The following is a 24,628-nucleotide window of genomic DNA, read 5'->3' as shown; positions in this document are numbered from 1 at the left end:
TCGCCGCGTGCGGCCCTGCGGTTCCTGCCGCGCCGTCGCCGGAGACAGCTCCGCGGGACGCGCCTCCCACCGCCGCTGGATTTGATCCGCGGGCTGCTCGGGTGAGCGGACCCGAGCAGCGGAGAGAGCCCGTCGCGCCTCTCGCCGCAACGGTGGGGCCCGGGGAGGGCGGCCGCGCGACGGAGCCCTCACCCGCGCGCACGGATAGCGACGACGACGGCATTCCGGATCCGGGTGACGCATGCCCGTCCGTCTCTGGAGCGCCGTCGGACGATCCTACGAAAAATGGCTGCCCCGGAATGGTCGTTGTGACCACGCTAGGAATTCCGATCGTCCCCCTCTTGCAGTTTGACTTCGGCAAATACGCGATCCAACCTGCCAACCGTTCAACCATCGAAGAGATCGCGAAGGTGATGAGCGAGCACCCCGAGATCATTCGCGTCGCCGTTCGGGGGCACACCGACGCCAAGGAGCCGCGTCCAGGGAAGCTTGCGACGGCGAGGGCGAACGCGGTGGTCGACGCGCTCGTCAAGCTGAAGGTCGACAGGGCACGCCTTGTGGTTGAAGCCCCCGGCGCCGAAGAGCCTCTCGACACCAACAACACCGATCAAGGCCGAGCGCGTAACCGTCGCGTCGACTTCAAAATCCGCGAGCAAACGAGCTGCCCGAGCCCAAGCGCCACGTCGAGCGTGGCGGACCCCAATTGAAGAGGTCGAAGCGATCAGGCGGTTATTCTATTGGAATCCTCACGGCGCGCGGCGGCGCCACGACGCAAAGGACGACTGGGAGAAGCCATGCACGCGAAGACATGGCTGCCGCGGCTCGCCCCCATGCGCTTCTCGACGCGCGCGGCGACAGCGGCGATGTCGTCGCGCGAGGGCGCAGGGCCCTCGTGGAAAACGACCTCGGGACCGTCCTGTCGAGTGAATACGCCATCGAGCGCGACGACGTGGAAGTGCACGAAGCTCCCAAGCGTGGAGTCGAACCGTTGCACGAAGGTCACCGAGCCGGTCTCGCCGCCGGGCGTGGCGCGCTCGGTCGCCTTCTGCTTCTGCCAGCGCCCGAGCTCCTCGACGAAGATGCGACCCGCCGCGGTCAGTGCATCGGGCCGCAGGGCGAGCAGGCGGCGCACGGCAAACGGCGTCGTTAGCACCCACTGGCGCACGGGCACATCGGGCAGGACACGATCGACAAGATGCGCCGCGGTCCCGCACATCCGCCGGGCCACCTCCGGCGCGCCGCCGGCGGCGCGCCCGGCCGTTTCACTGCTCGACGCCCTCCAGCGTGTGGCAGCTGTTGCACGAGAACCCGGTGCCAGTCGCCGGGTCGTACGTGGCGACCTGCAGCTGGTCGGCCATCTGAGGCAGGACCGTCTCGAACATCCACGTGCCCCACCGCGCATACTCCGGATCCTTCGTGCGCTCGGCAAACGCCTCCTCGCTGGCGGGCAGCGCGGGGAGCTGCGGGCTCGGCATCGCGTACGACCCGTCGGCCGCGCCGCCGCCGTGACAGGTCGCGCAGTTCATCCCCTCGAACTTCGCGTCGAACGCGACGAACGTCTCCGTCATCTGCGGCAGGACGACATCCTCCATGAACGCATAGCGCTGCTCGAAGCTCATGTCCTTCCACGCGACAGGCTCCGCCTCGTCCTCACCTCCGCACGCCGCAACGACCAGGCACATCGCGATCAAGACGCGCTTCATGACCATCTTCCTTCTCCCTTCGTTGCAGCTCGTGCAGCGTCTCACCGGGCGACTCGAACCGCCCTCTCCGGTCGCGGCGGCGGCGCGCAGGGCCGCATGCCCCGAGCACCGCCGCCGTCCCCGGCGACCGCCGGTGCCATGATCGCGACCGGCTGTACCCCATAGACCCCGCTGCCCGCGGAAACTCATCGCCCAAAAGAACGAGGGGGGGTCAAAAATCGAACGTCCACCGGCCCGACCACGCCATTGTTATCCAACACACATTCAGCCCGACCATCGCAGGCGGCGGCTGCTCCTGCAATGGCGCGGGCGCGATCCACCATCGACTGGACGAGCTCCGTCTTGCTCTTCGTGTACGCCATGGAGTCGCGGCGTCGTCGAGCCGCCGCACGGCGGCCATCATGTCGATGACCGGTTTGGCCTGCAGCCCGGGGAACGGCCGAGCTCCCGATGTGCTCGAACGTGGCCCACCGGCGCTGCGCCGAGAGGACCTCGATGCGAGTCCGGAGGGCGCCCGAGGCGCGCTGTCCGAGCGGGGGCGGCGCCGACGATAGGTGGCAGTCTCAGGGCAGCCGGAACAATGGGCGCCCGTAGGGCAGGGACGGCCAGGGGATGGCGGCGAGGACGAGGAGCAGCGCGAAGAGGGCGCCGAACACCATGCGCCGATGCTGCGCCGTGGGGGTCTGGGCGCGCTTCGCCCTGGCCAGCGCGACGTGGGCGACCACGACCGCCACGACCATGAGGAAGATGTGCTCGACGGCGAAGAAGCGCAGCGCGGAGATGGGCATGGCCGCCCGCAGCGCGGCCAGCGACCCGGGCGTGACCGGGCTGAGCACGACGTAGAGCAAGAGGCCGAGGAGCAGCTGGACGTCCAGCGAGCCGACGAACGCAGCGCCGATCTTGCGATCCGCGTCGGTCCACGGCCCCTTCTGGGCCCAGCCCCGGGCAGACCGCACGACCGCCGCCAGCCCGAGCAGCAGGACGACCCAGCGGAGCCACGAGTGCACGACGAGGACGAACGTATAGATCATGGTCTCTGCTTTCCGGCCGCGTTGCCGGCCTCGATCATGTACTGCGCCACATCGGCGAGATCCGACTCACGGACGCCGCGGAAGCTGGGCATCGGGGGGACGTCGGTGCGCTTGCGGCCCGGGCTCACGGCCCAGCGGACGATCGCCTCGGGATTGGCCCCGTGCAGGCTCGCGATCTCGCTGAGCGGAGGGCCGACCAGCTTGGCGCTGGGGGCGTGGCAGGCCGCGCAGTGGGTGGAGAACAAGGCCTTGCCCTTCTCGGCGCGGGGCGACAGCCTGGCCGCCTCGTCGGCGGGAGCAGGCCTGTCGCACGCGGCCGCGAGCAGGGGCAGGGCGGCGAGGATCGACGACCATCTCATGCGAACGGGCCGGAACGTAGCGCGCGGCCGCGGCCGGCGGGTGCGACGTATTGACGCAGGGGGTCAGCGGGGCACCGGGTACTTGGCCAGCTTGCGCTGGAGGCTGCGGCGCTGGATCCCGAGCAGGCGCGCGGCCTGGGAGATGTTGCCCCCGCAGTCGGCGAGCACCCGGTTGATGTGCTCCCACTCGGCGCGGGCCAGCGAGGGGACCTCGTGCTCGATCGACGCGGGCTCCGCGGGCGCGTCGGCGCGGGCGAAGGCGGCGAGGATATCGTCGACGTCCGCGGGCTTGGAGACGTAGTGCGTGGCCCCGCGGCGCACCGCCTCGAGCGCGGTGGCGATGCTGCCGTAGCCCGTCAGCACGACCACGCTCGTGCGCGGGTCGATGGCCTTGAGCTCGCGCACCACGTCGAGCCCGGATCGGCCTGGCAGGCGCAGGTCGACCACCGCGAGTTCCAGCCTGATCGCGCGGGCGACGGCGAGGGCCGCGTCCGCGTCGGGCGCGCCCTGCACCGCGAAGCCGCGCCGGACGAAGGCCCGGACCAGGCGGGCGCGGTAGGTGTCGTCGTCGTCGACGACCAGGAGCGAGCGCGCCTCAGGGGGCATGCATCACCTGGCGCGGCAGCTCCAGCGTGGCCCGCGTGCCCGCGCCTTCCTCCGAGACCACATCGAGGCGGCCCGAGCAGAGCTCGGCGAAGGTGCGGCCGAGAAAAAGCCCGAGGCCCATCCCGCGGCCCGGCGGCTTGGTGGTGAAGAACGGCTCGCCCAGGCGGGGCAGGAACGCGCTCGGGATCCCGCAGCCCCGGTCCTGGACCGTGAAGCGCACCCGCGTGGGCGCCACCTCGGCGGAGATCGTCACCGCGTGCGCCGATCCCTCGCTCGCCTGCAGGCCGTTCTGGACCAGGCTGACGAGCACCTGGACCAGCCCCTGCACCGGGCACCGGAACGGCGCGTCGCGCGCGATGGCGATCTCGATCCGGGCGAGCTCCGCGGCGCCGAGCTGCCCGCGCACGAGGCCGAGGATCGCGGCGGCCGTGGTCAGCTCGGGCAGCTCGCCCAGCAGCCGGCCGGCGCGGGCGCTCATCCGCTGGACAATGCCCCGGCAGCGCTCGACCTCCTCGCGGATCAGGCGGGCGTCCTCGCGCGCCTCATCGGGGGCCTCGGTGATGAGCTCCTCGAGCTCGCTCGAGGCGACCGCGATGGTGCCGAGCGGGGTTCCCAGCTCGTGTGCCGCGCCCGCGGCGAGCGCGCCGAGCGACGCGAGCTTCTCGGCGCGCGCGGCGAGCCGCTGGGCCCGCGCGAGCGCCGCCTGCTGCTCGCGGAGCGCCCTCGCCAGGCGGGAGACGAAGTAGCCGACGATCAGCGCGGTGATCAGGAGCGCGACCGACATGCCGTGCAGGTGGTAAGCGTGCGCCCCGGGGCCGCGGAGCGGCGCGTGGGCGACGTAGAGGCTCGCGTAGCCGGCGGCGGACAGCGCGACGATCCCAGCGGTCCAGCCGAGGCCGAGCACCAGGGCCGCGAGCGTGACCTGGACGAGGTAGAGGACCCCGAACGGGTTCGCGGGGCCGCCCGCGAACGCGAGCAGCCCCGTGAGCGTCAGCGTGTCGAGCGCGAGCACGCCCCCGATGATCCAGGACTGGATCGTCGGCTCCCGGCGCAGCCAGGCCACGAGCAGCACGTTCGACGAGGCGGTGATGGCGACCAGCGCGGCCAGCGCCGCGACGGGCAGATCAAGGCCGAGCCAGCGGGTGGCGATCAGAACGGCCAGCGCCTGACCGGCCACCGCGTGCCAGCGCAAGCGCACGAGCCACGCCAGCGTGATCGCGGTCGACGACATGCGCGCCGCGACGCCCCGGGCCGGTGGCGGTGCTCCGATGGACACGACGTGCCTTGTAGCGCGCGCGAGCGCGGGTGTCCCGGGCGCCATGTCGCGGGCAGGCTGCGCCTCCTTCGCGCGCCGGATGGACGTCGCCTCGACGCGCGCCGCGGCGCTCAGGCCTCGGTGGCGATGCCGAGATGGGTCAGGATCGCCACGATGGCTTCGCGCTCGGAGATGTCGAGCCTGACGTTGCGCCCCGGCTCGACGCCCGCCCGTCGTCGACACGGCCCTCCTCTGCCTTCCTCTCGCTGCACCCGTCCCCCCCAAGTTCCCTGCCACCCCCTCGCCACTACCCTCGAGCACCCGTCGACACCCACTGGCGCCTCCCAACCCTCCGCGGCCGGCCGGGCCATGCTCCCAACATCGTGCTCGAACGCCTTACGCGCTCCTGAGTGCGACTTGCGCGCGGTGAGCTCGTCGCGATGCGTGGAGGCGCGGCGCCGCGATGGCGACGCGCGACGCCGACGCTTCTGCGCCACCTCCTCCGCCTCGGAAGAGTGGAGTCTCTTGCGGACCCGGGTGTTCACCGCCGACGCCCGCGACAGCGGTCTGCGCGGCAGCCTCGCTACAAGCCGGGCCGTGTTGATCGCACGGCGTTCGCAAGGCTATGTTGGGCCTAGCCATGTCCACCCCCGAGCCTCTGTTTGCTGCTCAGTTTCCCATTCGAGGAGACGGTTTCGAGATCGAGCTCGTCGAGCACTGCGTACAAGCTGATGATTTGTACGCCGTCGTGCGTGTGGTTTTGTTCGATGAGCAGGGTGGCGTCCTCGACATCCTGGAGAACAAAGGCCCCGCCTTGTCGCCGACGCAGATGGCGGCTTCCGACCTGGCCGAGCGCCTCGCGGCGTGGCGCGCCGACGTGGAAGGTCGTGCCCTCGAGTGCGTCAAGCCTTGGCTGCCCAGTCAACTGATGCCGCACGACTATCCACCTGAAGCTCGCGTGGCCGCCGAGGATGGCGCGTACCAGGAATGGCGTGCGGCCCATGACCCGCTCGGCGAGGACGAAATCCGGTCACGTGCCGAGGCTTGCCTCGCCTTGGCGTTCGAGCGCTTCCCGGCCGTGAGCGCCCATTTTGCTCGGGTATTCGGTCTTCGCTTGCCGAGGCACCTCGCCGTGGCACGTGCGCTTTTCGATCTGTGCGGGGACCTGCTCGCCAGGCGTTGGCTGTACCCGGACTATCTGCTCGAGCTCTTTCAGCCCGAAGCGCTCGCGCGGCGTGTTCGGCCTGGGTTCGACGAGCGTTTGGCCGGCCGCTACGACTGCGACGCGCCCGAGATGGTCACTGCAATGAACGGCCGCACCGACGGGTTGCACTGGGGTTTGTGGTTCGACGATCCGCAGTTCGTCCCGTCGCTCGTGGTCAGCAACTACGCCAGTGACGGGGGGCCGACCTTCGGCGAAAGGCGATCCCTTCTCGGCGAGATTTCCCATGTGCTCGACGTGGCAGATCACGCATCCAACCCAGAGATCGAAGGCGACGTCGAGCGGCGATACGAACGTAGGCGACTGAGGGAGTACATCGCGGCGCTCGCGGATGCGGACGCACGCGCGTTCGAGGCTGACGCGGCAGAAGGCTCCCCGGACACACGCGGCCCCGATTTACGCGACAGCCCTGGGTTGGTGCTGCCAATGGGTGCTGGCGAGGTTCCGGCCGCATTGACTCTTCGCAGCTGGCCAGCGTCGCCCTTGGATGCCCAAGATGACGAGGCCGTGGCGAAGTCGATCGCTGATGCACGCGCTGAGCTCGCAGCCGGCCGGCCGGCCCACGCTCTGGCCCTGGGCCGCGTGCTGCTCTTCTTCGGGCGCGACGTTCATCGTAACGATGCCGCTGCGCTCCAGGAAGCCGCGTACCGTGCTCTCGGACGCAACGCGTTGGCGGAGATCGCGCACATCCACGTCGCATACAAAGATTGGGGAACCGAAATTTTCGAGAGCGTGTAAACACGATCCATCGTTGGCGAAACGATCTCGTCGTCTGCGTGTCGTCCGCCTCGACGCATCCGTGCCCGCAGCACGTCGTGCGAGTTTGCCTTCACGACGAACGAGAACACGGAGCTCGGCAACGTCCGCGAAAGCTTCGTCCCGCCGACGCCGGTTCAGGATCTGCGAGCGCTGATGCGAACGCGCAAGCAGCTTGTTCGTGAGGCGGCTCGGAATACGCAACGCATCCAGAAGGCGCTCGAAGACGCGAACATCAAGATCACCGGCATCGTGAGCAACGTGCTCGGCAAGAGCGGGCGAGCGATCCTCGGAGGCCAGGACGAGCCGGCCGGATCACGAAAGGCAGAACCGCGCGGGCCACCAACGCGCGCTGGCGCTCGGGGATGCGCGGGCACGAAAAGGCCCAAGAGCGAGGGCGTCGCTCGCATGGGGTCGAGCGGCGGGCAGAGGTTGGCCAACGGCCACGCGCGAGCGGCACGCGGAGGGACGAGGCCGCGAGGCTCACGCCGCGTCGAACGACGGGTCTCTGGCCCTGGCGATGGGCGGCGGCTCGGTGGGGATGCCGAGATGGGTCAGGAGCGCCACGATGGCTTCGCGCTGCGCACGTTGACCGATGTCGGCGACGACCCGCCAGCGCCCACCGCACGGACACGCGAGCACATCCTCCGAATAGACGCGGCGGAGGAGCGAAGCCCAGTCGATGCGTGCGTAGACCGGCGGGACGATGCCGTCGCCGAGGCTCGTGCGCGCGCTCGCCGGAGGGTCCCAGGTAGCCGCGGGAGGTGGCGCCGTGATGTCGTTGGCGCAGGTCGGTGGCGCCGTCGCGCTCGTCTTCGTCTTCGTCTTCATCTCCGGCACCGGGATGCCCGTCGCCGCGGGCCGGTGAGGCACCACGGCGGCTCGCCACGACGAGCCCGACGCGAGCACGCCGGCCAGGCGCAGCGACGGATACCGGGGTGGAGGCACGAGAGCCGCGATGCGCGCCAGAATCGTCCACGAGCTTGCTCCGCCGCAGCCACCGCATCATGCGCTTGTCGACGCGCGCGGCGACAGCGGCGATGTCGTCGCGCGAGGGCGCAGGGCCCTCGTGGAAAATGTTCATCTCGCACGACCTCCGGGTCGTCGAGCACGTGAGCCACCGCGTCGCGGTGATGTACCTCGGCCACATCGTGGAGATCGGCCCCACGCAGGGCGTCGCCGGCCGGCGGCACCACCCGTACACGCGCGCGCTCTTCGAGGCGACGCCGTCGATCGAGCGGGGGAGCAAGGCGCGCCGCCTGCTCCCGGGCGCGCCCGGCAGCGCGATCAACCCGCCCGACGGCTGCGTGTTCCACCCGCGCTGCCGGAAGGCCGAAGAGGGCAAGTGCGATGTCGAGATCCCGCCGCTCGAGGAGCTCGTCCCCGGCAGCGGCCACCGCGTGGCGTGCTGGTACCCCGAGCTCGAGTGACGGCGGCGTGCGACAGCGGCAAGCCGGCGCGTCGTTGGATGAGCCGGTCCAGCCGCTGGTTCGTGCGTTGAGATGGCGCCGGGATGCCCCGGGAAAGCTGGCCTGCCGGGAATGGCGCCTGTGAGCGCAGCCGCTCACCTCTCTGCCACGGCTCAAATTGGCACAATCGAAGATCCGGTGTGTCACGAGCCAGAGGCGCTTCTGCGGGGAGCTGCGCTTGCTGCGCGAGGCATCCCTTTTGCTGGACGCCCCTCGCCGCCGCGCGCGAGGTTCGGTGGCGGAGCGACGAGGTGATGCGATGAAAAGCGACGTGCTTCGCGTGCTGGCAGCAGCCCTGCTGTCTGGTGCGTGCCTGATGGGATGCAAGAACAGCGTGAATGACGGCGTTGGCGCCAGCAGCGGCAACGGCGGCAGCGGCGCCAGCAGCAGCAGCGGCGGCGAGGACGGCACCGGCGGAAGCGGCGGCCACAACAGCGGTGGCGGCGGCAACGACGACAGCGGCGAGGACGGCACCGGCGGCTGCGGCGAGGGCAGCGGCGGCGGCTGCATCGACCCGTCGGACGGGCCGTGCGCGGTGCGTGACGTCGAGGGCACGATCCCCGGCGTGAAGATCTCGATCGAGTCGAGCCGCTGCAACTACCGCCAGGGAGAGCCGGCCGAGTTCATCTACACGGTCACGACCGACTCGAGCGTCCCCCCGATCGACGTCGCGGCCTCCACCGGCTGCGGGCGCTGCGTCGAACCGACGAGCGATCCCCTCTCGCTCGTCTCCTACAAGATCAGCGGCCTCTCGTGGGGTGCGGATCCGCAGCCGCAGCTCTACTGCCTGTGCGACGTGGGCTGCTGCGCTCCCGACGAGGCGGTGACCGTGCAGGTCGACGCGACCACGGCGACGCAGACGATCCGCTGGTCGGGGCGGCAGTGGACCGGGCCGTCCGACACGAGCAATCCGGAGGGCGACCCCTTCGCGCCGGGGAGCTACGAAGTCGAGGTGACGTTCGATGGCAAGGAGCAGGGCGTCGTGACGGCAAAGCTGGGGATCGAGATCTATCCCTGAAGCACGGCTGAGGCGAAGCTGGCCGCGGCCCAGGCTGGCACAGTCGACGCCCCGGGGTGGGCCGAGCCACGGCCTGTCCCGCCGGAGCCCGCACGCGCTTCGTGGAGCATCTCCCTTGCTGCCGATCGCGCGCCGCCGCAGACAGGCGGCGTGGCGCGAAGGAGGGAGAGGTGAGGGAATGGCGAACGACATGATTCGAGCTCTGGCGATAGCCTTGCTGTCCGCTGCGTGCGCGGCCGGATGCGGCGGCAGCAAGGAGGGCGGCGGAAGCGGCGACGACGGCAAGAGCAGCAGCAGCGGCGGCGACCGCGGGCTGCCGCCGGGGGCGGAGCCGTGCGCGGTGCGCGACGTCCAGGGCACGATCCCGGGCGTGACGATATCGATCGAGTCCAGCCGCTGCGTCTACTGGAGGGGCGAGCCAGCGGAGTTCATCTACACGATCACGACCGACGCGAGCGTCCCTCCGATCGAGATCGCGGCCTCCGACGGGTGCGGGCACTGCGTCGTGCCGAGCGCGGATCCGCGCTCGTTCGTCACGTACCAGATCACAGGGCTGTCGACGGCGGGAGATCCACAGCAGTACTGCCTCTGCGACACCGGGTGTTGCGCTCCCGACGACGCGGCGACCGTGCAGGTCGACGCGACGGCGGCGACGCACACGATCTCCTGGTCGGGGCGGCAGTGGAGCGGGCCGTCGGACACGGACAACCCGGAGGACGAGTTCTTCGCGCCGGGGACCTACGATGTCGAGGTGACGTTCGACGGGCAGGAGCAGGGCTCCGTGACGGCGAAGCTGCCGATCGAGATCGTCCGCTGATCGCGCGCGCCGGCGATCCCGCAGGGGATCCGCGGCGCGCCAGGCCGCGCCGCGGCGGCTTCCGCCGGGCCGCCCGGGCTTTCTGCTAAGGTCCGCGCGCATGCACGCCTGGCGCGGACACGCCTTCGGTCCCCCCGAGATCCTCGTCTGGGAAGAGGTGGACGACCCCCCGCTCGCCGAGGGGGAGGTCCGGATCGAGGTGGCCGCCGCGGCGATCAACTTCCCCGACGTGCTCTTCACGGCGGGCGCGCACCAGGTCAAGCCGACTCCGCCGTTCATCCCCGGCTTCGAGGTCGCCGGCGTCGTCGTCGAGAGCCGCGAGCCATCCCTCCCGCCGGGCGCCCGCGTGGCCGCGACGCTCCCCGGCTCGGGGGGGTACGCGACGCGCGCGATCGCCGGGCCGCGCACCACCTACGCGCTCCCGGCCGCGATGCCGTTCGAGGACGCCGCGGCGATGACCATCACCTACCAGACAGGCTATTTCGCGCTCCACCGGCGCGCCGGCGTCCAGCCGGGCGACACGGTCCTCGTGCACGCCGGCGCGGGCGGCGTCGGCAGCGCGGCGATCCAGCTCGCCAAGGCGGCCGGCGCGACGGTCATCGCGACCGCCGGCGGCGAGGAGAAGACGGCGGTCTGCCGCGCGCTCGGGGCGGACGTCGCGATCGACTACCGACGCGAGGACTTCGTCGCCATCGTGAAGGAGCGGACCTCGGGCCGGGGGGCCGATATCGTCTTCGACCCCGTCGGCGGCGACGTCTTCGATCAATCGACGAGATGCGTCGCGTTCGAGGGCCGCATCGTGGTGATCGGCTTCGCCTCCGGCCGCATCCCCGCGGCGCGCGCGAACCACCTGCTCGTGAAGAACTATTCGGTCGTCGGCCTCTACTGGGGCACCTACAGCCGCACCCGGCCCGATCTCACGCGGAGGGCGCAAGACGAGCTCTACGCGCTCTACGGCCAGGGCGCGATCAAGCCGCTCGTCTCCGCCGCGCTGCCGATGGCGGACGCGAAGGCGGCCATGACGGCGGTCGCGTCCCGCGCGACCACGGGCAAGGTGGTGCTCACGACCGCGTGAGGCGGCGGCGCGCTGACGCGCTGAGGCGCTGATCACGGAGACCCGGCCCGCTGTGCAGCGGGCTGGGTCCCTCGGCCTATCTCACGAATGCCGCCGCCGCCGCGGAGAGCGGGGAGAGCGGCAGCGGCGCGGAGGATGGGCTCAGTTGCAGCCGCCGGCGGTGGACGCCTCGGGGAGCGCCGCAAGCGTATCCTGGTCCGCCGTCGTCAGGCCGAAGCCGTACGGGAACAGCGCGCCGTCTTCCCCGCGGTTGACGCGCTGGCAATCGGTCGCAGGCCAGGAGTACGAGAGCTTGCCCTGGAACGGCTGCTTGCCGAACAGCACGTCGGCCACGCCGCCGCCCTCGGAGCCCGGGAGCCACGCGGCCACGAAGGCGTCAGAGCGGTTCAGCTCCTTGTTGACGTAGAGCGGACGGCCCGACAGAAAGACCGTCACGATCGGCAGATCCGGCTTGGCCGTGCGGATCGCCTGGAGGACCTGCAGATCCTCGGGGTGGTAGACCGCGTGCTCCAGCGTCTTCGCGTGCGGGTTGTCGTCCGTCGCGAGCTGGATGTCCCCGTACATCTCGGCATAAGGCGTCTCGCCGATCACCACGATCGCCGCGTCGAAGGTCCCCGAGCTGGCGGCGGAGCCGTTGGCGCTCAGCGTCGCCTGGCCGCCGCCTGCCGACACCAGATCCTGGATCCCCTTGAGGATCGACGTCGCGCCGGGGAAGTCGGCGTTCGTGAGGTCGGTGCCCTGCCACGTCCGCGACCAGCCGCCGGACTGGTTCGGGATGCTGTCCGCGGACTTGCCCGCGACGAGCACCTTGGCCGACGCGGCGAGGGGAAGCACCTTGCCGGCGTTCTTCAGGAGGACGAGCGACTTGCTGACCGCCTCGCGCGCGAGGGCGCGGTGCGCCGCTTGCCCGAGCACCGACTGATCGCCCGCGAACATCCGCTTCGACGGCGCCTGCTTGGTCTTCTTCGGGCCGAGGAGCCCCGCCCGCATCTTGACCCGCAAGATCCTCGTCACGGCGTCGTCGACGCGCGCCATCGAGATCTGGCCCCCCTTCACCTGACTGAGGGTGTTCTCGTAGAACATCTTCCAGTCGTCCGGGACCATGATCATGTCCACACCGGCGTTGATCGAGGCGGCGCACGAAGCGTTCGTGCAGCCCGACACCTGCCCATGACCGTTCCAGTCGCCGATGACGAACCCGTCGAAGTGGAACTTGTCCTTCAGCACCCCGGTGAGCAGATCGCCCTTCCCGTGCATCTTCTGGCCGCGGACGCTGTTGTACGACGCCATGACGGTCTGCGCGCCCGCCGGGATGGCAGACAGGTAGCCCTGAGCGTGGATCGTGCACAGCTCGGTGTCGGAGGCGAGGTTGTTCCCCTGGTCATCGCCCTTGTCCGTGCCGCCGTCACCGATGAAGTGTTTGGCCGTCGCGATGACGTGCATCGCGCCGAGGAGATCAGGGCTGTTCGCGGCGCCCTGGATGCCTTGCACGATCCGGCCCCCGTAGGCGTTCACGATCTCGGGATCCTCGGAGTAGCCCTCGTACGTGCGGCCCCAGCGGTCGTCGCGCACCGTCGCGAGCGTCGGCGCGAAGGTCCAGTCGAGCCCGGTCGCGAGGACTTCCTTGGCCGTCGCGGCGCCGATGCGCTCGAGCAGCTCGGGGTCGTGGGCCGCGCCGAGGCCGATGTTGTGCGGGAAGAGCGTGGCGCCGCGGACATTGTTGTTCCCGTGCACCGCGTCGATGCCCCAGATGATCGGGATGGCCACGCGGCCACCGCTGGTGTCCACCGAGGCGTTGTAGAAGTCGTCGGCGAGCTTCACCCAGTCCGCCGCCGTCGCGTTCTTGTTCTTCCCCGGCCACGAGCCGCCGCCGTTCAGCACGGAGCCGATGTTGTACTGCTTCACCTCGGCCGGCGTGATCTTCTGGATCTCGGCCTGCACCATCTGGCCGACCTTCTCCTCCACCTTCATCTTGCCGAGCAGCTCGGTGATGGCCGCCTCGATCTCCGGATCCTGCGCGATCGCGCTCCGCACCTCGGGCCAGCCATTGTCGCAAGGCAAGAGGCCGCCGCTGTCCCCGGCGCCGCTGCCGCCGCCGCCGGTGCTGTCGCTGCCGCCGGTGCCGCCGCCTCCGGTCCCGGAGCCGCTGGCGGAGGAGCCAGCGCCAGCGCCGGAGCCGCTGCCGGAGCCGCTGCCGGAGCCAGCGCCGGCGCCGGAGCCGCTGCCGGAGCCAGCGCCAGCGCCGGAGCTGGTACCGGAGCCGGTCGCGTTGTCGGACGTGTCGTCACCGCAGGCGGCCGGCGCGAGAACGACAGCCGCCGCCAAGATCCATGTTGCATACCGTGTGAGGCGCATGGGTGCTCCCCTCTCTTGTCTATGAGATGAAGGATGGGCTCTGAGGTGAACCGTGCCGGGCAGCAGAGCCCTGTCGAGCCGTTCGCCCGAGCGAGGCCGAAAGCCGGTCGAGGGCGTGAGCATGGGAAGAAATGATCTCCAAGCGATGGGTGTAAGAAATATAAGACAGAGAGCGAACGTTCTAATCCATGACTCCACCGGCACGCAAGCCCCCCTCATGCCGCGAACGAGGGTTCGGTCACGTGGTCGCCTAGTCGCGTGGTCGCGTGGTCGCGCTCGCGCGATCGTCGCCGCCGCGCCGTGGCGATGAGGCCGAGCCCGCCCTCTCTCGTGCCTCGTGGCGCACCGGATGACACGGTGCGTCCTGGGACGCCACCGGTTAACCATAGTTCGAGTCGGGCCGCAAGTTGCAAACCCGATGGCGCAGCGCGGTAATTTACCCGTGGCATAACGCGACAACCCGTGCACGAGCGAGGACGCGACGGGCTCATCGATGGATGCGGGCTCACCGGGGTCGAGCACATCCTCTCCGATCCGATGATCGAGAGACGGCGCGAGGAAGACAAGGAGGAGAGAGGATGGCGGCGCAAGGACGAGCCATCCTCAACGGAGTTGACATCACCAGCGTTCCACGGGTGGTCGAGGAGTCGGCGCTCAATGCTCCATCATGAAGATGGCGGTGAACAGCTATCATGTGCCGTGGCACCTCGGGGATACGATGCAGCCGCGGCACCACGCCGCGCGCGCTCCGGATCGTCGAGCCCGTCCTCGCGCGGTCGTACACCTGCAATGAGGACTCCAGCCGGGCGCGGCGTGTTCGGCGCGGTCCAACAGGGCCGGCGGACAGAGCCGTGGCCTCACTGCAGCGCGAGCCGACGGGCGAGCCGGGGCGTCGACCGCCGCGATTCAGCGAAAGCATATTCCGTCAAGGGAGCAATGATAAAATCCTGTCTTCTTTGCGGCAGCATTTACCCGCGATACTGCACGCGCCTATTCTCCGCGCATGGTCTCTATCCCGCGTACTTCCATTCGTCTCTTCATGACCACCGGGACGCTGCTCCTCGCGCTCACCGCGTGCGGTGACGACGAGGTCGGCTTTGGCACAGGCGGCGCAGGCGGTGAGGGCGGCGGCGGCACCTCCACCAGCACCGGCGTAGGAACTGGCGGCGGCAGCACCAGCGGCAGCGGCGGCGAGGGCGGCACCGGCGGCGCTCCTGGCACGGGCGGCGAGGGCGGCGCCGGCGGCGCTCCTGGCACGGGTGGCGAAGGCGGCGCCGGCGGCGCTGCCGGCGCGGGTGGCGAGGGCGGCGAGCCTTCCACCGGCGCGGTCGGTGCGGGCGGCGAGCCTTCCACCGCTGCCAGCACCAGCGTCGCGGCTAGCTCCAGCGGCTCGGGCGGCGACTCCTCCACGGCTGCCACCTCCGGCGCCGCGGTTGGCGCGGGCGGCTCGGGCGGCGAGTCCTCCACCGCCGCCACCACCAGCGCCGCGGTTGGCGCGGGCGGCTCGGGCGGCGAGTCCTCCACCGCCGCCACCACCAGCGTCGCAGTTGGCGCGGGCGGCTCGGGCGGCGAGTCCTCCACCGCCGCCACCACCAGCGTCGCAGTTGGCTCCGGCGGCTCGGGCGGCGAGTCCTCCACCGTCGCGGTCGGCGCAGGCGGCGAGTCCTCCACCGCCGTCGCAGTCGGCGCTGGCGGCGCTGGCGGCGAGTCCTCCACCGTCGCGGTCGGCGCTGGCGGCGCGGGCGGCGAGTCCTCCACCGCCGTCGCGGTCGGCGCTGGCGGCGCGGGCGGCGAGTCCTCCACCGCCGTCGCGGTCGGCGCTGGCGGCGCGGGCGGCGAGTCCTCCACGGTCGCGGTCGGCGCTGGCGGCGCTGGCGGCGAGTCCTCCACCGCCGTCGCAGTCGGCGCCGGCGGCGCGGGCGGCGTCGGCGGTACTGGCGGCGCTGGCGGCGCGGGTGGCGATGACGGCGAGCCCGTGCGGTGGGCCGACGTGGCGCCGATCCTGCTGGCGAAGTGCTCGCCCTGCCACACCCGCACGGATCCCCCGCCGGCCAGCGGCTTCTCAATCACCTATGAGTCCGCGAAGCTTCCCTCGAGCTCGACCCAGTGCGCCGTGGCCCCGGGTGAACCCACGAGGACGCAGGGGGAGTGCGCCACCATCCGCATCCACGACCTCGACAACGCCACCCGCATGCCGCGCAACCGCGGATGCACCGGCGACCCGGCGCTCGACGCCGCGAACGCTAACTGCCTGACGGCCGCAGAGCAGCAGACGCTCGTCGACTGGATCGCGGACGGTCAGCTGGAGTGACGAGGCCAGGCGCGGCCCCCGCCGCGCCTCACCTCACCTCGGCTGCTCCAGGAGCGCGCCGTCTCGATACGCCTCGATGAGCCGCTCCAGGATCTCGATCTCCCGCTCGATCTCCTCCCCCTTCTCGGTGTCTCCCACCCGGCGCTCGGCCTCGTAGACCTCCACGTCCGAGATCACGGGGATGATGTCCTCCCCCGCCTCGACGGCCTGCTCGACCGACGTGAAATGGTGGTGCTGCGCGAGCCGCGCCCCGCTCGCCTCGAGCACGAGCGTGTACCCCTTATCGCCGTACGCCTCCGAGAACGCCCCGTCGATCGTCACCGCGCGGCGCGACGCCTTGATCGGCGACTCCCCCCGCTCGACCCTGACCGGCACGTGCCCGTTCACGATGAGCCCGCGCTCCTCGTCCACACCGAACTCGCGGCACACCCGGCCGCAGAACGCGGCGTCGTGGATCAGGTGGAAATACGGGTTCTTCGTCTCCTTGTGCGTCCTCTCGTCGGCGACGAAATACGACTCGAACGTCGTCATCCGGTCCTTGCCGAACATGGGCGAGAGCGGCCCGGTCCAGAGGTACCAGAGCATGTCGACGTCCTCCTGCGCGCCCGCCCGGAAAGCCCGGCGCACCGTCCGCTCCAGCGCGTCGAACAGCGCCCTGCCGCGGCGAACCTCGCCGTCCACCACGAAAGGAAGGAGCTCGCCCTCGCCGTCCACCGGGACACAGCCGTGGAAGATGAGCGCCCGGTCGCGCCTGAGCCACGTCGTCCCCTGCTGCACCATCCAGCGCATCTGGCGGGACAGCGCCGGGCTCCTCAGGAAAGACTCCTTCAGAAGGGCGATGCACGCCGCCTCGTCCGGCGTCAGCGCGTACGGATCGCCGGGGTCGAGCGTCGGGAAGCGCGCGTCGAGCAGCGGAAACACGTCGCCGTCGATCGCGACCGTGCCCGCGCGCGGGTCGATGCGATGGAGCAGGCAGCGGTGCTCGAGCGCGTACTCCGGGCGGCGCCGGCAGAGCTGCCCCTCCAGCTTGAACTGGAGGACGGCCGCGGCCTTCTGCATCCGCGCCAGCAGGAGGGCGTCGCGCAGCCCCTCGCCCCGGACCGCGAAGCGCTCCGCCGGATCGTCGGCGTAGGCCGTGCGCGCGAGCCGATCGAGCGGCGCCACCGGGATGCCAAAGCCCTCTTCCAGCTGCGACAGGCGCCCGTACCGCAGCGAGAGCCGGACCACCGTGGCGATGAGCGCCTCCTGGCCGAGGCTCGCGCCCATCCAGCTCACGTCGTGGTTGCCCCACACGACCCGCACGCGCGGCTGGCGCATCAGGTACTCGATCACCTTGTCCAGCCGGGGACCGCGATCGCCGAGATCGCCGGCGACCACGAGCTCGAAGACCGTCAGGTTCCGGATGGCGCGCGCCGTGGCGCGCAGGATCTCTATCTCACGGCCGTGCTGCACGAACGGCTCGATGAGCGCGTCGAGGTAGCCGCCCTCGCCGAGGGCGGCGCGCGCCGACACGAGCTCGCGGAGCAGGCCCCGCATGTCCTCCGGGAACGCCGACTCCACCTGGCGGAGCGTGTAGCGCAGCGACAGCTGGCGGATGACCTCGACCTCGCGCGCGAGCGTCCAGAGCAGGAAGCCCCGCCGCTCCCCCTCGCTGCGGGACGCGACGCGGGCATAGCTCTCGCGAGGGTAGTAGACGACCGAGAGCAGCGCGCGCTTCTCGGCCGCCGTGAGCCGGTCGCCGAAGACCCGCTCGACGAGCGGCCGCAGGCTCCCCGAGGCGTTGTTGATGATGTGCTTCAGCTTCCTGTGCTCGCCGTGGACGTCGCTGACCACGTGCACCGTCCCCTTCGGGAGCGACAGGATCGCCCGCAGATGGCCGATCTCCGAGAGCGCGGCCTCGGTCGTCGGGTACCGGCCGGCGAGGGCCCGGAGGAGCGGCAGCTCCCGCGTGTCGAGCATGGCGCCACAGCATAGAGCAAGGCCGCGGCTCGACGCACGCACGCGCGACGTGTGTCGCGTGCCGCGCTGAAGCAGCCGGGCAAGCGCGCAAGGCGAGCACATGTGCCTGGCTCTGCCGCGTTTCTCCTTGCGGCCGCGCGGCGTCCTACTAGCAAATGGAATGGGAGCCCATGCAATTTCGGGGCTGCGAGGCCGCCCCTTTGCGCCGGGCGGACTCGACGCCGGCCTCACATTCACCAGCGAACGCCCTCTTCACTACATGACCAAGTCTGTTCTGATCATCGATGACGACGTGGATCTGGCGACGACCCTGGCCGAGACGCTGCGCGACCTCGGTTATGAAGCGACGCCCTTCTTCAGCGGGCGGGAAGCGCTCGAGCGGCTCCTCGACGGCGAAAGGCCCGGAGTGATCCTGCTCGACCTGATGATGCCGAAGATGAACGGCTGGAAGGTGTGCGACGAGCTCTGCGCGGTCCCCGCGCTGGAGGAGATCCCCGTCGTCATCATGACCGCGGCGTCGAACATCAAGCAGCCGATGCCGACGCACGCGCGCAAGGTGCTCAGCAAGCCGTTCGAGCTCGAGGCCCTGCTCAGGACGATCGACACCGCCTGAGCGGCGCTCGATGACGGCCGGACGGTCGAGAGCGACGGCCGCCCCTGGGCTCCGCGACGGCGCGATGCCGCGGTGAAGGAGCGAGCGCGCGCGTGGAGGCGCGCCGCGCGTCGACCGCAAGATTCTCCAAGAGCGCCGGGGGCACCCCTCGCTAGCGTCTCCGGCGTGGAGGCGCCCTCTCGTGGGTCCTCCTCATGAGGAGGCAACATGTACGATCACATCGGACTGAAGGTGAAGGACATCGAGGCGAGCGTTCGCTTCTACGCCGCTGCGCTGGCGCCGCTCGGTCACGTGCTGTGCGCCCGCGACGAGGCTTATGCGAGCTTCGGTCCCGAGGGGGCCCCGGCCCTTTATCTGCAGGTGGACCACGGCCCCCGGGGCCCCGGCGCGCACATCGCCCTGCGCGCCGCGGATCATGCCGCGGTCGATCGGTTCTACCGGGAGGGGCTGGCGGCCGGCGGCCGCGACAACGGCAAGCCCGGCGTGCGCGCGGATTACGCCCCGACGTATTATGCGGCTTTCCTGCACGACCCCGACGGCAACAACCTGGAGGCGGTCTGTATGAAATAGGGGCGCGCGGCCATTGCGCCATTGCCGCAGAGGGCTCCGGCCGCCGCACCGAGGCGGCCTGGGCGCCGGGCGCCGGGCTAGCGCTTCTTCTTCGCCTTCGGCGGTGCGCTCGGCTTGATATCGATGCTCGTGGCCCCCTGGCAGGGCACCTGCGCCGTCACACCCGCGCTGAGCCACTCGGGGAACTTCGTCTTCCCGGGCCGGCCGACGCGCACGAAGAAGCGGCCGCAGCGCACGGCCAGCGCCTGGTTCACATCCCCCGCGTACTTGCCCGTCATGTAGACGCCCCCCGGCTGCGGAAACCCCACCGTGAGCAGGCCCTGATCCTTGGGCAGCGACGCGGGATTGCCCCCCTGCTTCGCCTGGCTCGCAGCCTCCTTGGCCGCCGCCTCCTTCGCCGCAGCGGCTTCCTTCGCCGCGGCAACCTCCTTCGCCGCGGCCTCCTTCGCCGCGGCGGCTTCCTTCGCCGCGGCCTCCTTCACCGCGGCGGCTTCCTTCGCCGCGGCCTCCTTCGCAGCGGCGGCTTCCTTCGCAGCGGCCTCCTTCGCAGCGGCGGCCTCCTTCGCCGCAGCCTCCTTCGCCGCGGCGGCCTCCTTTGCTGAAAGCGTCTTCGCCGCCTGCGCCTTCCCTGCCGGAGCCTTCTTCGCGGGGGGCGACTCGCTCGCAGCGGACGCCGCCGCGGCTGTGGGCTCGACGAGCGCGGGCGCCAGCTCCACCGCGGCAGCGGCATCCGGCTCGGGGCGATCCCGTCGCGCCACGTAGATCCAGAGCCCCGCCACCACCGTCGCCGTGATCGCCGACACCGCGATCGTCCCCGCAGGCGACAGCGAACGCGGCGCTTGCCACGCCAGCGCAGGCAGCCGCGGGCGCCGCGACGACGCGCCCGCCGGGGGCGACGACTCCACCGGAGAGCCGCTGCGGCCCCCCGCGCTCGGCCTCGGGTACGGCACGCCCCCGGGCGGCGTCAGCCCCGACGAGCCGTCCACTGGCACCGTCACCCCGGGCGGCGTCAGGCCCGACACGCCCATCGGCACGGTCACGCCGGAGGGGGTCACCGGCGAGCCGGAAGGCGGCTTCGGCGGCGCACCCAGGAACGCGGGCGCGAGATCCGCCGGGAGGGCCGGCGGCGGACCGAAGCGAATCGCCTCCGGGATCACCGAGGTGGTCGGCACGAAGCGGGCTGCCTCCGCGCCCGTGCCGGGCATCGTCGTGCCGTCCTCCTCGAAGAACACCGGATCGACCTCGGTCAACGTCGGCGGCCCGCCCCCCGGCGGCCCCTCGTCGGCCGCCGCCGCGTCGCGCTCCGCCGCGCGCTTCGACGCCTCGAACAGGCGGCCGAACGTCTCGCGATCCGGCAGCGCGGGCCTTCGTCCCTCGACGCCCTTCGCGCCCTCGCCCCGCACCTCGAGCACCGACGACGCATGGCCCGCCGGCACCGGGATCGTGATCGGCTCGGGCGCCGGCGCCCCGAGCGTCGGCTTGCCTTCCTGCCGAGCCGACCCGCTGAGCGCCTCGGACGCCGCCGCCGAGGGAGGCGCGGTCTTCGCCTGCGCGCCGGGGGACCGCAGCCTCGCGGCGCCGCCGTCCCTGGCCGCCTGATCCCTGGCAAAGAGATCCTTCGCGAGCCGCTTCGCCGCGTCCGCCGCGGGCCGCGCGGTCTGGCCTCCCTTGCCCTTGACCGGGATCGTCGGCCGCCTGTCCTCCTCGCGATCCGCGTCCTCGATCTCGATCGTCGCGTGCGCGGATTGCACGCGCGTCACGAGCTCGGCCTTCCCCTTCTCCGGGCGAGCGACCTTCGCGAGCGCCTGCTCGATCTCGTGAACGGTGATCTTCCGATCGTCCGGCGCGGGCGCGAGGGCCGTGTCGAGCAGCGCCACGATCGGGCGCGGGATCTCCGGCCGGATCGTGGCGATCGCCTGCGGGCGCGTGCCGTCCGCGGGCGGCCGCCGCCCCGTGAGCAACGACCAGAGCAGCAGCCCCACGCCATAGATATCGGCCTTCACCGTGACGCGCTCGGCGCGCGCCTGCTCGGGCGCCATGTAGCCCGGCGCGCCCTTCACAACGCCCGCGATCGTATCCGGCGTGCGCCCGAGGATCTTGCCGATGCCGAACCCCGTCAGGCGCACCTGCCCGTCCCACCCGATCACGATGTTCTCCGGGTGCAGGTTGCGATGGATGATCGGCGTGGGGCTGCCGTGCTCATCGACGGACCCGTGCGCGTGCGCGAGCGCCCCGGCGATGCAGTGGACCAGGTAGTAGACCGCCGCGTCGGCGAGCTTCTGCTGCCGCGCCGCGAGGTGCTGGTGCAGCCGATTGAGGTTCACGCCCTCGACGTGCTCGAGCACGAGCACGAGCCGGCCGGCATGCTCGAAGAAGTCGAACATCCGCACGATCGCCGGGTGGTTCATCGTCGCGCAGATCGACGCCTCGCGGGCGAGCTCGTCGGCGAAGCGCGGATCGCCCTCGGCGGTATTCGGGACGAGCTTCAGCACGCAGACGCGGCGAAACCCGAGCGGGCCATCCAGTCGCCCGAGATAGACGCTGGTGGGCCCAGAACCGGACAGGTGCCGGAGAATCTTGTAGGCCCCAATCGTCTCGGGAGCGGGCTCCGTCGGAAACATCCGGGGCCGATCATACCCAAGCGGGGCGAAGCCCCCAAGCCAACGACCAAGACCGATCACTTCGCGGCGCCAGGAGGCGTCCCCGGGCGCCTCGGTACGAGCCCATGCTCCACGCGCCCTGTACGGCGCGTCGCTCTCCCGTTCGCCAGAGAGCGGTACGGCTGATCAGCAGAAGCCCGAACAGCTGTGACGGATCACCGTGGAGAAACCTCCGGCCGCGCTCGCGCGGCCGCGCCTCCGGCTTTCGAGCGGCGCGGGGCCTGGGCTATAAGCCGCCGCGATGAAGCTCCGTGCCTGGCATCGATTGCTCGCCGTCGTCGTCCTCGCGGGCTGCGAGGCCGCCGTCCCGCCTCCTCCGCCCGCGCCGCCCCCGCCCCCGTCGCCGAACGCCGCCTCCGCCTCGGCACCCGTGCCCGCGCCGGCCGCGCCGCCCGCGCCGGCGTCGCGGTTCCCCGCCGGCTGGCCTTTCCCCGAGGGCGCGCCGCCGGTGCGGGGCCCCTCGATGGTCACGAGCGACGCCGCCCTGGCCACGAAGGTGGGCGCGGAGGTCCTCGCCTCGGGCGGCAACGCCGTCGACGCGGCGGTCGCGACGGCGTTCGCGCTGGCGGTGGTGCACCCGACGGCCGGCAACCTCGGCGGCGGCGGGTTCATGGTCGCGCGCGTCGGCGACAAGGAGCACGCGCTCGATTTCCGCGAGACCGCGCCGGGCAAGGCGACCCACGACATGTACCGGGGCAAGGACGGCAAGGCCACGGAGAGCGCGCGCGTCGGCCACCTCGCGGTCGGCGTGCCCGGCAGCGTGGCGGGGCTCTGGGAAGCGTACGACAAGCTAGGCTCCAAGAAGAAGACCTGGGCCGAGCTCGTCGCGCCCGCGATCCGGCTCGCGAAGGAGGGCTTCCCGGTCGACGAGAACTTCGCGACGACCGTCAAGGCCGCGTCGGCCAAGCTCAAGCGCTTCCCGGCGTCGGTCGCGCTGTTCCTGCCGGGCGGCGCGCCCATCGAGATCGGCGCCACGTGGAGATCGCCCGAGCTCGCGGCGACGCTCGAGCGCATCGCCGAGAAGGGGCCCGCGGGCTTTTACGAGGGCAAGACCGCCGAGCTCTTCGTGGCGGAGATGCGGCGGGGCAAGGGCATCATCACGGCCGCGGACCTCAAGGGCTACAAGGCGAAGTGGCGCGAGCCCGTCGTGTTCGAGTACCGCGGGCGCCGCGTCGCCTCCATGCCGCTCCCGTCGTCGGGCGGCCTCGCCCTCGCGATGATCGCGCATCAGCTGGAGGGGCTCGACGTCGCCAAGCTCGGCTGGCACTCGCCGTCGCACGTGCACGTGGTCGCCGAGGCGATGCGGCGGGTGTTCCTCGCGCGCAACGAGGTCCTCGGGGATCCCGATTTCGTGAAGAACCCGGTGGACGACCTGCTCTCGGTCGCGTGGGCCGAGAAGCAGCGCGCCACGATTGCGGCGGACCGCGCGACGCCGACCGACGAGCTCGCCCGCGGCGCGGCGGTCAAGGACTCGGGCGGGCGCGGCCCGCACACGACGCATTTCTCGGTGGTCGACGCGCAGGGCAACGCCGTCGCGCTGACCACGACGCTGAACGGCTGGTACGGCTCGGGGGTGACGGTGTCGGGCGCCGGCTTCGTGCTGAACAACGAGATGGACGACTTCGCCGCCGTGCCCGGCACGCCGAACCAGTTCGGTCTGGTGCAGGGGGAGGCCAACTCCATCGCGCCCGGCAAGCGCATGCTCTCCTCGATGTCCCCGACGATCGTGACGGGCAAGGACGGGCGCGTGGAGCTCGTGCTCGGCGCCGCGGGCGGCCCGACCATCCTCACTGCGGTGTTCCAGATCCTCTCCAACGTGGTCGACTTCGGCTTCGACGTGACCACGGGGGTCAACGCGCCGCGCTTCCACCAGCAGGATTACCCCGACAAGCTGATGGTCGAGCAGGGCGGCTTCCCCGACGAGCTGAGGAGCGCGCTCGGCGCAATGGGCCATACCCTCGACGACCGCGAGCACATCGCCGACGCGCCGTCGATCGGCCGCGAGGGCGCCGCGTTCGCCGGCGCGCGGGAACCGCGGCGGCCCGGCTCCGAAGCGGCTGCCGGAAAGTAGCGTCGACAGCGTCGACAGCGGGCGCCGCTCCCCACATCGGCCCACGCGACGCCCGCGTATCCCACAACGGGCGGGATCCATGGTCTGCTGCGGACCGGCAGGCCGGCGCCGCCGCGTGCCGGGGGGCGCCGCCGGGCGGGAGCCTCAACAACGAGCCACGCCCGTCGGCGGACCCACCCGACCCACGTTGTCGCCCGCCGGGCGACGCATGTTGTCGGGACGACATTGCGACGATCAATCGGTCAGGCGTCTCCTTACCTCTCTCAGGGCCCAATCGCCGCTCATTTCAACGGCTTACCGCCCCGAGACGCGCCGCGCGCATCAGGCACTCCCCTAAGGAAGCCCCTCTCTGTCTGGCGCACGTTGGCCGTTCCCGGCACGCGCGTGTGCCCAATGGACTGTGGCGCCCCTCCTCGTGAAGGCGTCATCGCGTGATGCACATCCGACGGCCCTCTGCGCCACGGAGCGCCGTGAGTCCGGGCGGCGAGGCGACGCTGTGTCGCATTCGCTCCGGGCCCTCGAACCGAGTCGTGCGTCGCTGGCCTGACGCGCGGCGTCTCGGCGCGGCGGCGGATCCACGCAGGAGCGCTCGATCCGCGCGCGGAGCCGCGGCGGTTCGACCTTGACACAACCCGCCCGTTTCGATTGCTTATGGCGATGCGCTTCGCCGAGCACGTTCGCTCCCTCGGCGGATCGCGCGCCCGCCTGTCGCCATCCTTGAATCTAGCGCCCCGAGGAGCTGCCGTGAAACGGGGGACTGCAGCTTGACACGGACCGA

The 24,628-nt window shown here is 71.3% G+C and carries 20 protein-coding genes; 10 read left to right on the top strand and 10 right to left on the bottom strand.

What is annotated here, in order from left to right; all coding sequences use genetic code 11:
• Positions 1 to 299: 299 nt before the first annotated feature.
• A complete protein-coding gene (locus WMF14_RS46215) occupies positions 300 to 707 on the top strand; it encodes an OmpA family protein (protein ID WP_437797052.1) in 408 nt (135 codons plus the stop codon).
• A 14-nt stretch (positions 708 to 721) separates the two neighbouring features.
• Here the strand turns inward: WMF14_RS46215 and WMF14_RS46210 are convergent, their stop codons facing one another.
• The 6 genes from WMF14_RS46210 to WMF14_RS46185 all read right to left on the bottom strand — a co-directional run bounded on the left by WMF14_RS46210 (position 722) and on the right by WMF14_RS46185 (position 4,975).
• On the bottom strand, positions 722 to 1,216 hold the full coding sequence (locus WMF14_RS46210) for a hypothetical protein (protein WP_437797050.1): 495 nt from the start codon (positions 1,214 to 1,216) through the stop codon (positions 722 to 724).
• Between the two features lie 46 nt (positions 1,217 to 1,262).
• Entirely contained in the window at positions 1,263 to 1,703 is a 441-nt protein-coding gene (locus WMF14_RS46205; RefSeq protein WP_437797048.1) for a hypothetical protein, read from the bottom strand.
• 563 nt (positions 1,704 to 2,266) lie between these two features.
• Positions 2,267 to 2,734 (bottom strand): hypothetical protein, encoded by a 468-nt coding sequence (locus WMF14_RS46200; RefSeq protein WP_437797046.1) that lies wholly within the window; start codon positions 2,732 to 2,734, stop codon positions 2,267 to 2,269.
• On the bottom strand, positions 2,731 to 3,093 hold the full coding sequence (locus WMF14_RS46195) for a c-type cytochrome (protein ID WP_437797044.1): 363 nt from the start codon (positions 3,091 to 3,093) through the stop codon (positions 2,731 to 2,733). The genes WMF14_RS46200 and WMF14_RS46195 overlap by 4 nt, the downstream gene beginning before the upstream one ends.
• Positions 3,094 to 3,156: 63 nt before the next feature.
• Positions 3,157 to 3,699, bottom strand: coding sequence for a response regulator transcription factor (locus tag WMF14_RS46190; RefSeq protein ID WP_437797043.1), 543 nt, complete (start codon positions 3,697 to 3,699; stop codon positions 3,157 to 3,159).
• Complete coding sequence (locus WMF14_RS46185; protein ID WP_437797041.1) at positions 3,689 to 4,975, bottom strand: ATP-binding protein; 1,287 nt, start codon at positions 4,973 to 4,975, stop codon at positions 3,689 to 3,691. The genes WMF14_RS46190 and WMF14_RS46185 overlap by 11 nt, the downstream gene beginning before the upstream one ends.
• A gap of 619 nt (positions 4,976 to 5,594) precedes the next feature.
• On the opposite strand from WMF14_RS46185, the gene WMF14_RS46180 reads away from it, so the two are divergent.
• Positions 5,595 to 6,914: a hypothetical protein gene (locus WMF14_RS46180; protein ID WP_437797039.1), complete on the top strand. Its 1,320-nt coding sequence runs from the start codon at positions 5,595 to 5,597 to the stop codon at positions 6,912 to 6,914.
• 501 nt (positions 6,915 to 7,415) lie between these two features.
• On the opposite strand, the gene WMF14_RS46175 is transcribed toward WMF14_RS46180, so the two are convergent.
• Positions 7,416 to 7,880 carry a hypothetical protein gene (locus WMF14_RS46175; protein ID WP_437797038.1) on the bottom strand — a complete coding sequence of 155 codons (465 nt, stop codon included), beginning with the start codon at positions 7,878 to 7,880 and terminating at the stop codon, positions 7,416 to 7,418.
• Between the two features lie 59 nt (positions 7,881 to 7,939).
• Between WMF14_RS46175 and WMF14_RS46170 the strand changes: the two genes are divergently transcribed.
• The 4 genes from WMF14_RS46170 (at position 7,940) to WMF14_RS46155 (ending at position 11,311) form a co-directional block, all read left to right on the top strand.
• Positions 7,940 to 8,362, top strand: coding sequence for an oligopeptide/dipeptide ABC transporter ATP-binding protein (locus WMF14_RS46170; RefSeq protein ID WP_437797036.1), 423 nt, complete (start codon positions 7,940 to 7,942; stop codon positions 8,360 to 8,362).
• A gap of 298 nt (positions 8,363 to 8,660) precedes the next feature.
• Complete coding sequence (locus WMF14_RS46165) at positions 8,661 to 9,419, top strand: hypothetical protein (protein ID WP_437797034.1); 759 nt, start codon at positions 8,661 to 8,663, stop codon at positions 9,417 to 9,419.
• 190 nt (positions 9,420 to 9,609) lie between these two features.
• The gene (locus tag WMF14_RS46160; RefSeq protein WP_272096258.1) at positions 9,610 to 10,236 is read left to right on the top strand and encodes a hypothetical protein; all 627 of its coding nucleotides are present in this window, start codon (positions 9,610 to 9,612) and stop codon (positions 10,234 to 10,236) included.
• 100 nt (positions 10,237 to 10,336) lie between these two features.
• Positions 10,337 to 11,311, top strand: coding sequence for an NADPH:quinone oxidoreductase family protein (locus WMF14_RS46155; protein WP_437797032.1), 975 nt, complete (start codon positions 10,337 to 10,339; stop codon positions 11,309 to 11,311).
• Between the two features lie 141 nt (positions 11,312 to 11,452).
• On the opposite strand, the gene WMF14_RS46150 is transcribed toward WMF14_RS46155, so the two are convergent.
• Positions 11,453 to 13,666, bottom strand: coding sequence for a glycoside hydrolase family 3 protein (locus WMF14_RS46150; RefSeq protein ID WP_437797030.1), 2,214 nt, complete (start codon positions 13,664 to 13,666; stop codon positions 11,453 to 11,455).
• A gap of 1,039 nt (positions 13,667 to 14,705) precedes the next feature.
• Here WMF14_RS46150 and WMF14_RS46145 point away from each other — a divergent pair.
• Positions 14,706 to 15,977: a hypothetical protein gene (locus WMF14_RS46145; RefSeq protein WP_437797028.1), complete on the top strand. Its 1,272-nt coding sequence runs from the start codon at positions 14,706 to 14,708 to the stop codon at positions 15,975 to 15,977.
• A 33-nt stretch (positions 15,978 to 16,010) separates the two neighbouring features.
• Here WMF14_RS46145 and WMF14_RS46140 read toward each other — a convergent pair whose 3' ends face one another.
• Positions 16,011 to 17,936, bottom strand: a complete 1,926-nt coding sequence (locus WMF14_RS46140) for a fructose-bisphosphatase class III (protein WP_437797026.1) — start codon at positions 17,934 to 17,936, stop codon at positions 16,011 to 16,013.
• Between the two features lie 259 nt (positions 17,937 to 18,195).
• Here WMF14_RS46140 and WMF14_RS46135 point away from each other — a divergent pair, with 259 nt between their 5' ends.
• Both WMF14_RS46135 and WMF14_RS46130 read left to right on the top strand, forming a co-directional pair.
• Positions 18,196 to 18,549, top strand: coding sequence for a response regulator (locus WMF14_RS46135; protein WP_272096252.1), 354 nt, complete (start codon positions 18,196 to 18,198; stop codon positions 18,547 to 18,549).
• 207 nt (positions 18,550 to 18,756) lie between these two features.
• A complete protein-coding gene (locus WMF14_RS46130; protein WP_272096251.1) occupies positions 18,757 to 19,119 on the top strand; it encodes a VOC family protein in 363 nt (120 codons plus the stop codon).
• Positions 19,120 to 19,196: 77 nt separating this feature from the next.
• Here WMF14_RS46130 and WMF14_RS46125 read toward each other — a convergent pair whose 3' ends face one another.
• The gene (locus WMF14_RS46125; protein ID WP_437797023.1) at positions 19,197 to 21,740 is read right to left on the bottom strand and encodes a protein kinase domain-containing protein; all 2,544 of its coding nucleotides are present in this window, start codon (positions 21,738 to 21,740) and stop codon (positions 19,197 to 19,199) included.
• A gap of 280 nt (positions 21,741 to 22,020) precedes the next feature.
• Here WMF14_RS46125 and ggt point away from each other — a divergent pair, with 280 nt between their 5' ends.
• Positions 22,021 to 23,850, top strand: a complete 1,830-nt coding sequence (ggt, locus tag WMF14_RS46120) for a gamma-glutamyltransferase (protein ID WP_437797021.1) — start codon at positions 22,021 to 22,023, stop codon at positions 23,848 to 23,850.
• The last annotated feature ends 778 nt before the right edge of the window (positions 23,851 to 24,628 follow it).

It is taken from the genome of Sorangium sp. So ce693, assembly GCF_051521375.1.
Classification (GTDB): Bacteria; Myxococcota_A; Polyangia; order Polyangiales; family Polyangiaceae; genus Sorangium; species Sorangium atrum.
The sequence above is the reverse complement of the archived record's forward strand: the minus strand, read 5'-3'. Positions and strand labels throughout refer to the sequence as shown.

Bases quoted from the DNA above. Each gene is read 5' to 3' on its own strand.
- WMF14_RS46210 (WP_437797050.1), bottom strand. From the start codon at position 1,216: ATGTGCGGGACCGCGGCGCATCTTGTCGATCGTGTCCTGCCCGATGTG.
- WMF14_RS46140 (WP_437797026.1), bottom strand. From the start codon at position 17,936: ATGCTCGACACGCGGGAGCTGCCGCTCCTCCGGGCCCTCGCCGGCCGG.
- WMF14_RS46165 (WP_437797034.1), top strand. From the start codon at position 8,661: ATGAAAAGCGACGTGCTTCGCGTGCTGGCAGCAGCCCTGCTGTCTGGT.
- WMF14_RS46205 (WP_437797048.1), bottom strand. From the start codon at position 1,703: ATGAAGCGCGTCTTGATCGCGATGTGCCTGGTCGTTGCGGCGTGCGGA.
- WMF14_RS46145 (WP_437797028.1), top strand. From the start codon at position 14,706: ATGACCACCGGGACGCTGCTCCTCGCGCTCACCGCGTGCGGTGACGAC.
- WMF14_RS46215 (WP_437797052.1), top strand. From the start codon at position 300: ATGGTCGTTGTGACCACGCTAGGAATTCCGATCGTCCCCCTCTTGCAG.
- WMF14_RS46125 (WP_437797023.1), bottom strand. From the start codon at position 21,740: ATGTTTCCGACGGAGCCCGCTCCCGAGACGATTGGGGCCTACAAGATT.
- WMF14_RS46130 (WP_272096251.1), top strand. From the start codon at position 18,757: ATGTACGATCACATCGGACTGAAGGTGAAGGACATCGAGGCGAGCGTT.
- WMF14_RS46170 (WP_437797036.1), top strand. From the start codon at position 7,940: ATGCGCTTGTCGACGCGCGCGGCGACAGCGGCGATGTCGTCGCGCGAG.
- WMF14_RS46195 (WP_437797044.1), bottom strand. From the start codon at position 3,093: ATGAGATGGTCGTCGATCCTCGCCGCCCTGCCCCTGCTCGCGGCCGCG.
- WMF14_RS46200 (WP_437797046.1), bottom strand. From the start codon at position 2,734: ATGATCTATACGTTCGTCCTCGTCGTGCACTCGTGGCTCCGCTGGGTC.
- WMF14_RS46180 (WP_437797039.1), top strand. From the start codon at position 5,595: ATGTCCACCCCCGAGCCTCTGTTTGCTGCTCAGTTTCCCATTCGAGGA.
- WMF14_RS46190 (WP_437797043.1), bottom strand. From the start codon at position 3,699: ATGCCCCCTGAGGCGCGCTCGCTCCTGGTCGTCGACGACGACGACACC.
- WMF14_RS46135 (WP_272096252.1), top strand. From the start codon at position 18,196: ATGACCAAGTCTGTTCTGATCATCGATGACGACGTGGATCTGGCGACG.
- ggt (WP_437797021.1), top strand. From the start codon at position 22,021: ATGAAGCTCCGTGCCTGGCATCGATTGCTCGCCGTCGTCGTCCTCGCG.
- WMF14_RS46150 (WP_437797030.1), bottom strand. From the start codon at position 13,666: ATGCGCCTCACACGGTATGCAACATGGATCTTGGCGGCGGCTGTCGTT.
- WMF14_RS46155 (WP_437797032.1), top strand. From the start codon at position 10,337: ATGCACGCCTGGCGCGGACACGCCTTCGGTCCCCCCGAGATCCTCGTC.
- WMF14_RS46160 (WP_272096258.1), top strand. From the start codon at position 9,610: ATGATTCGAGCTCTGGCGATAGCCTTGCTGTCCGCTGCGTGCGCGGCC.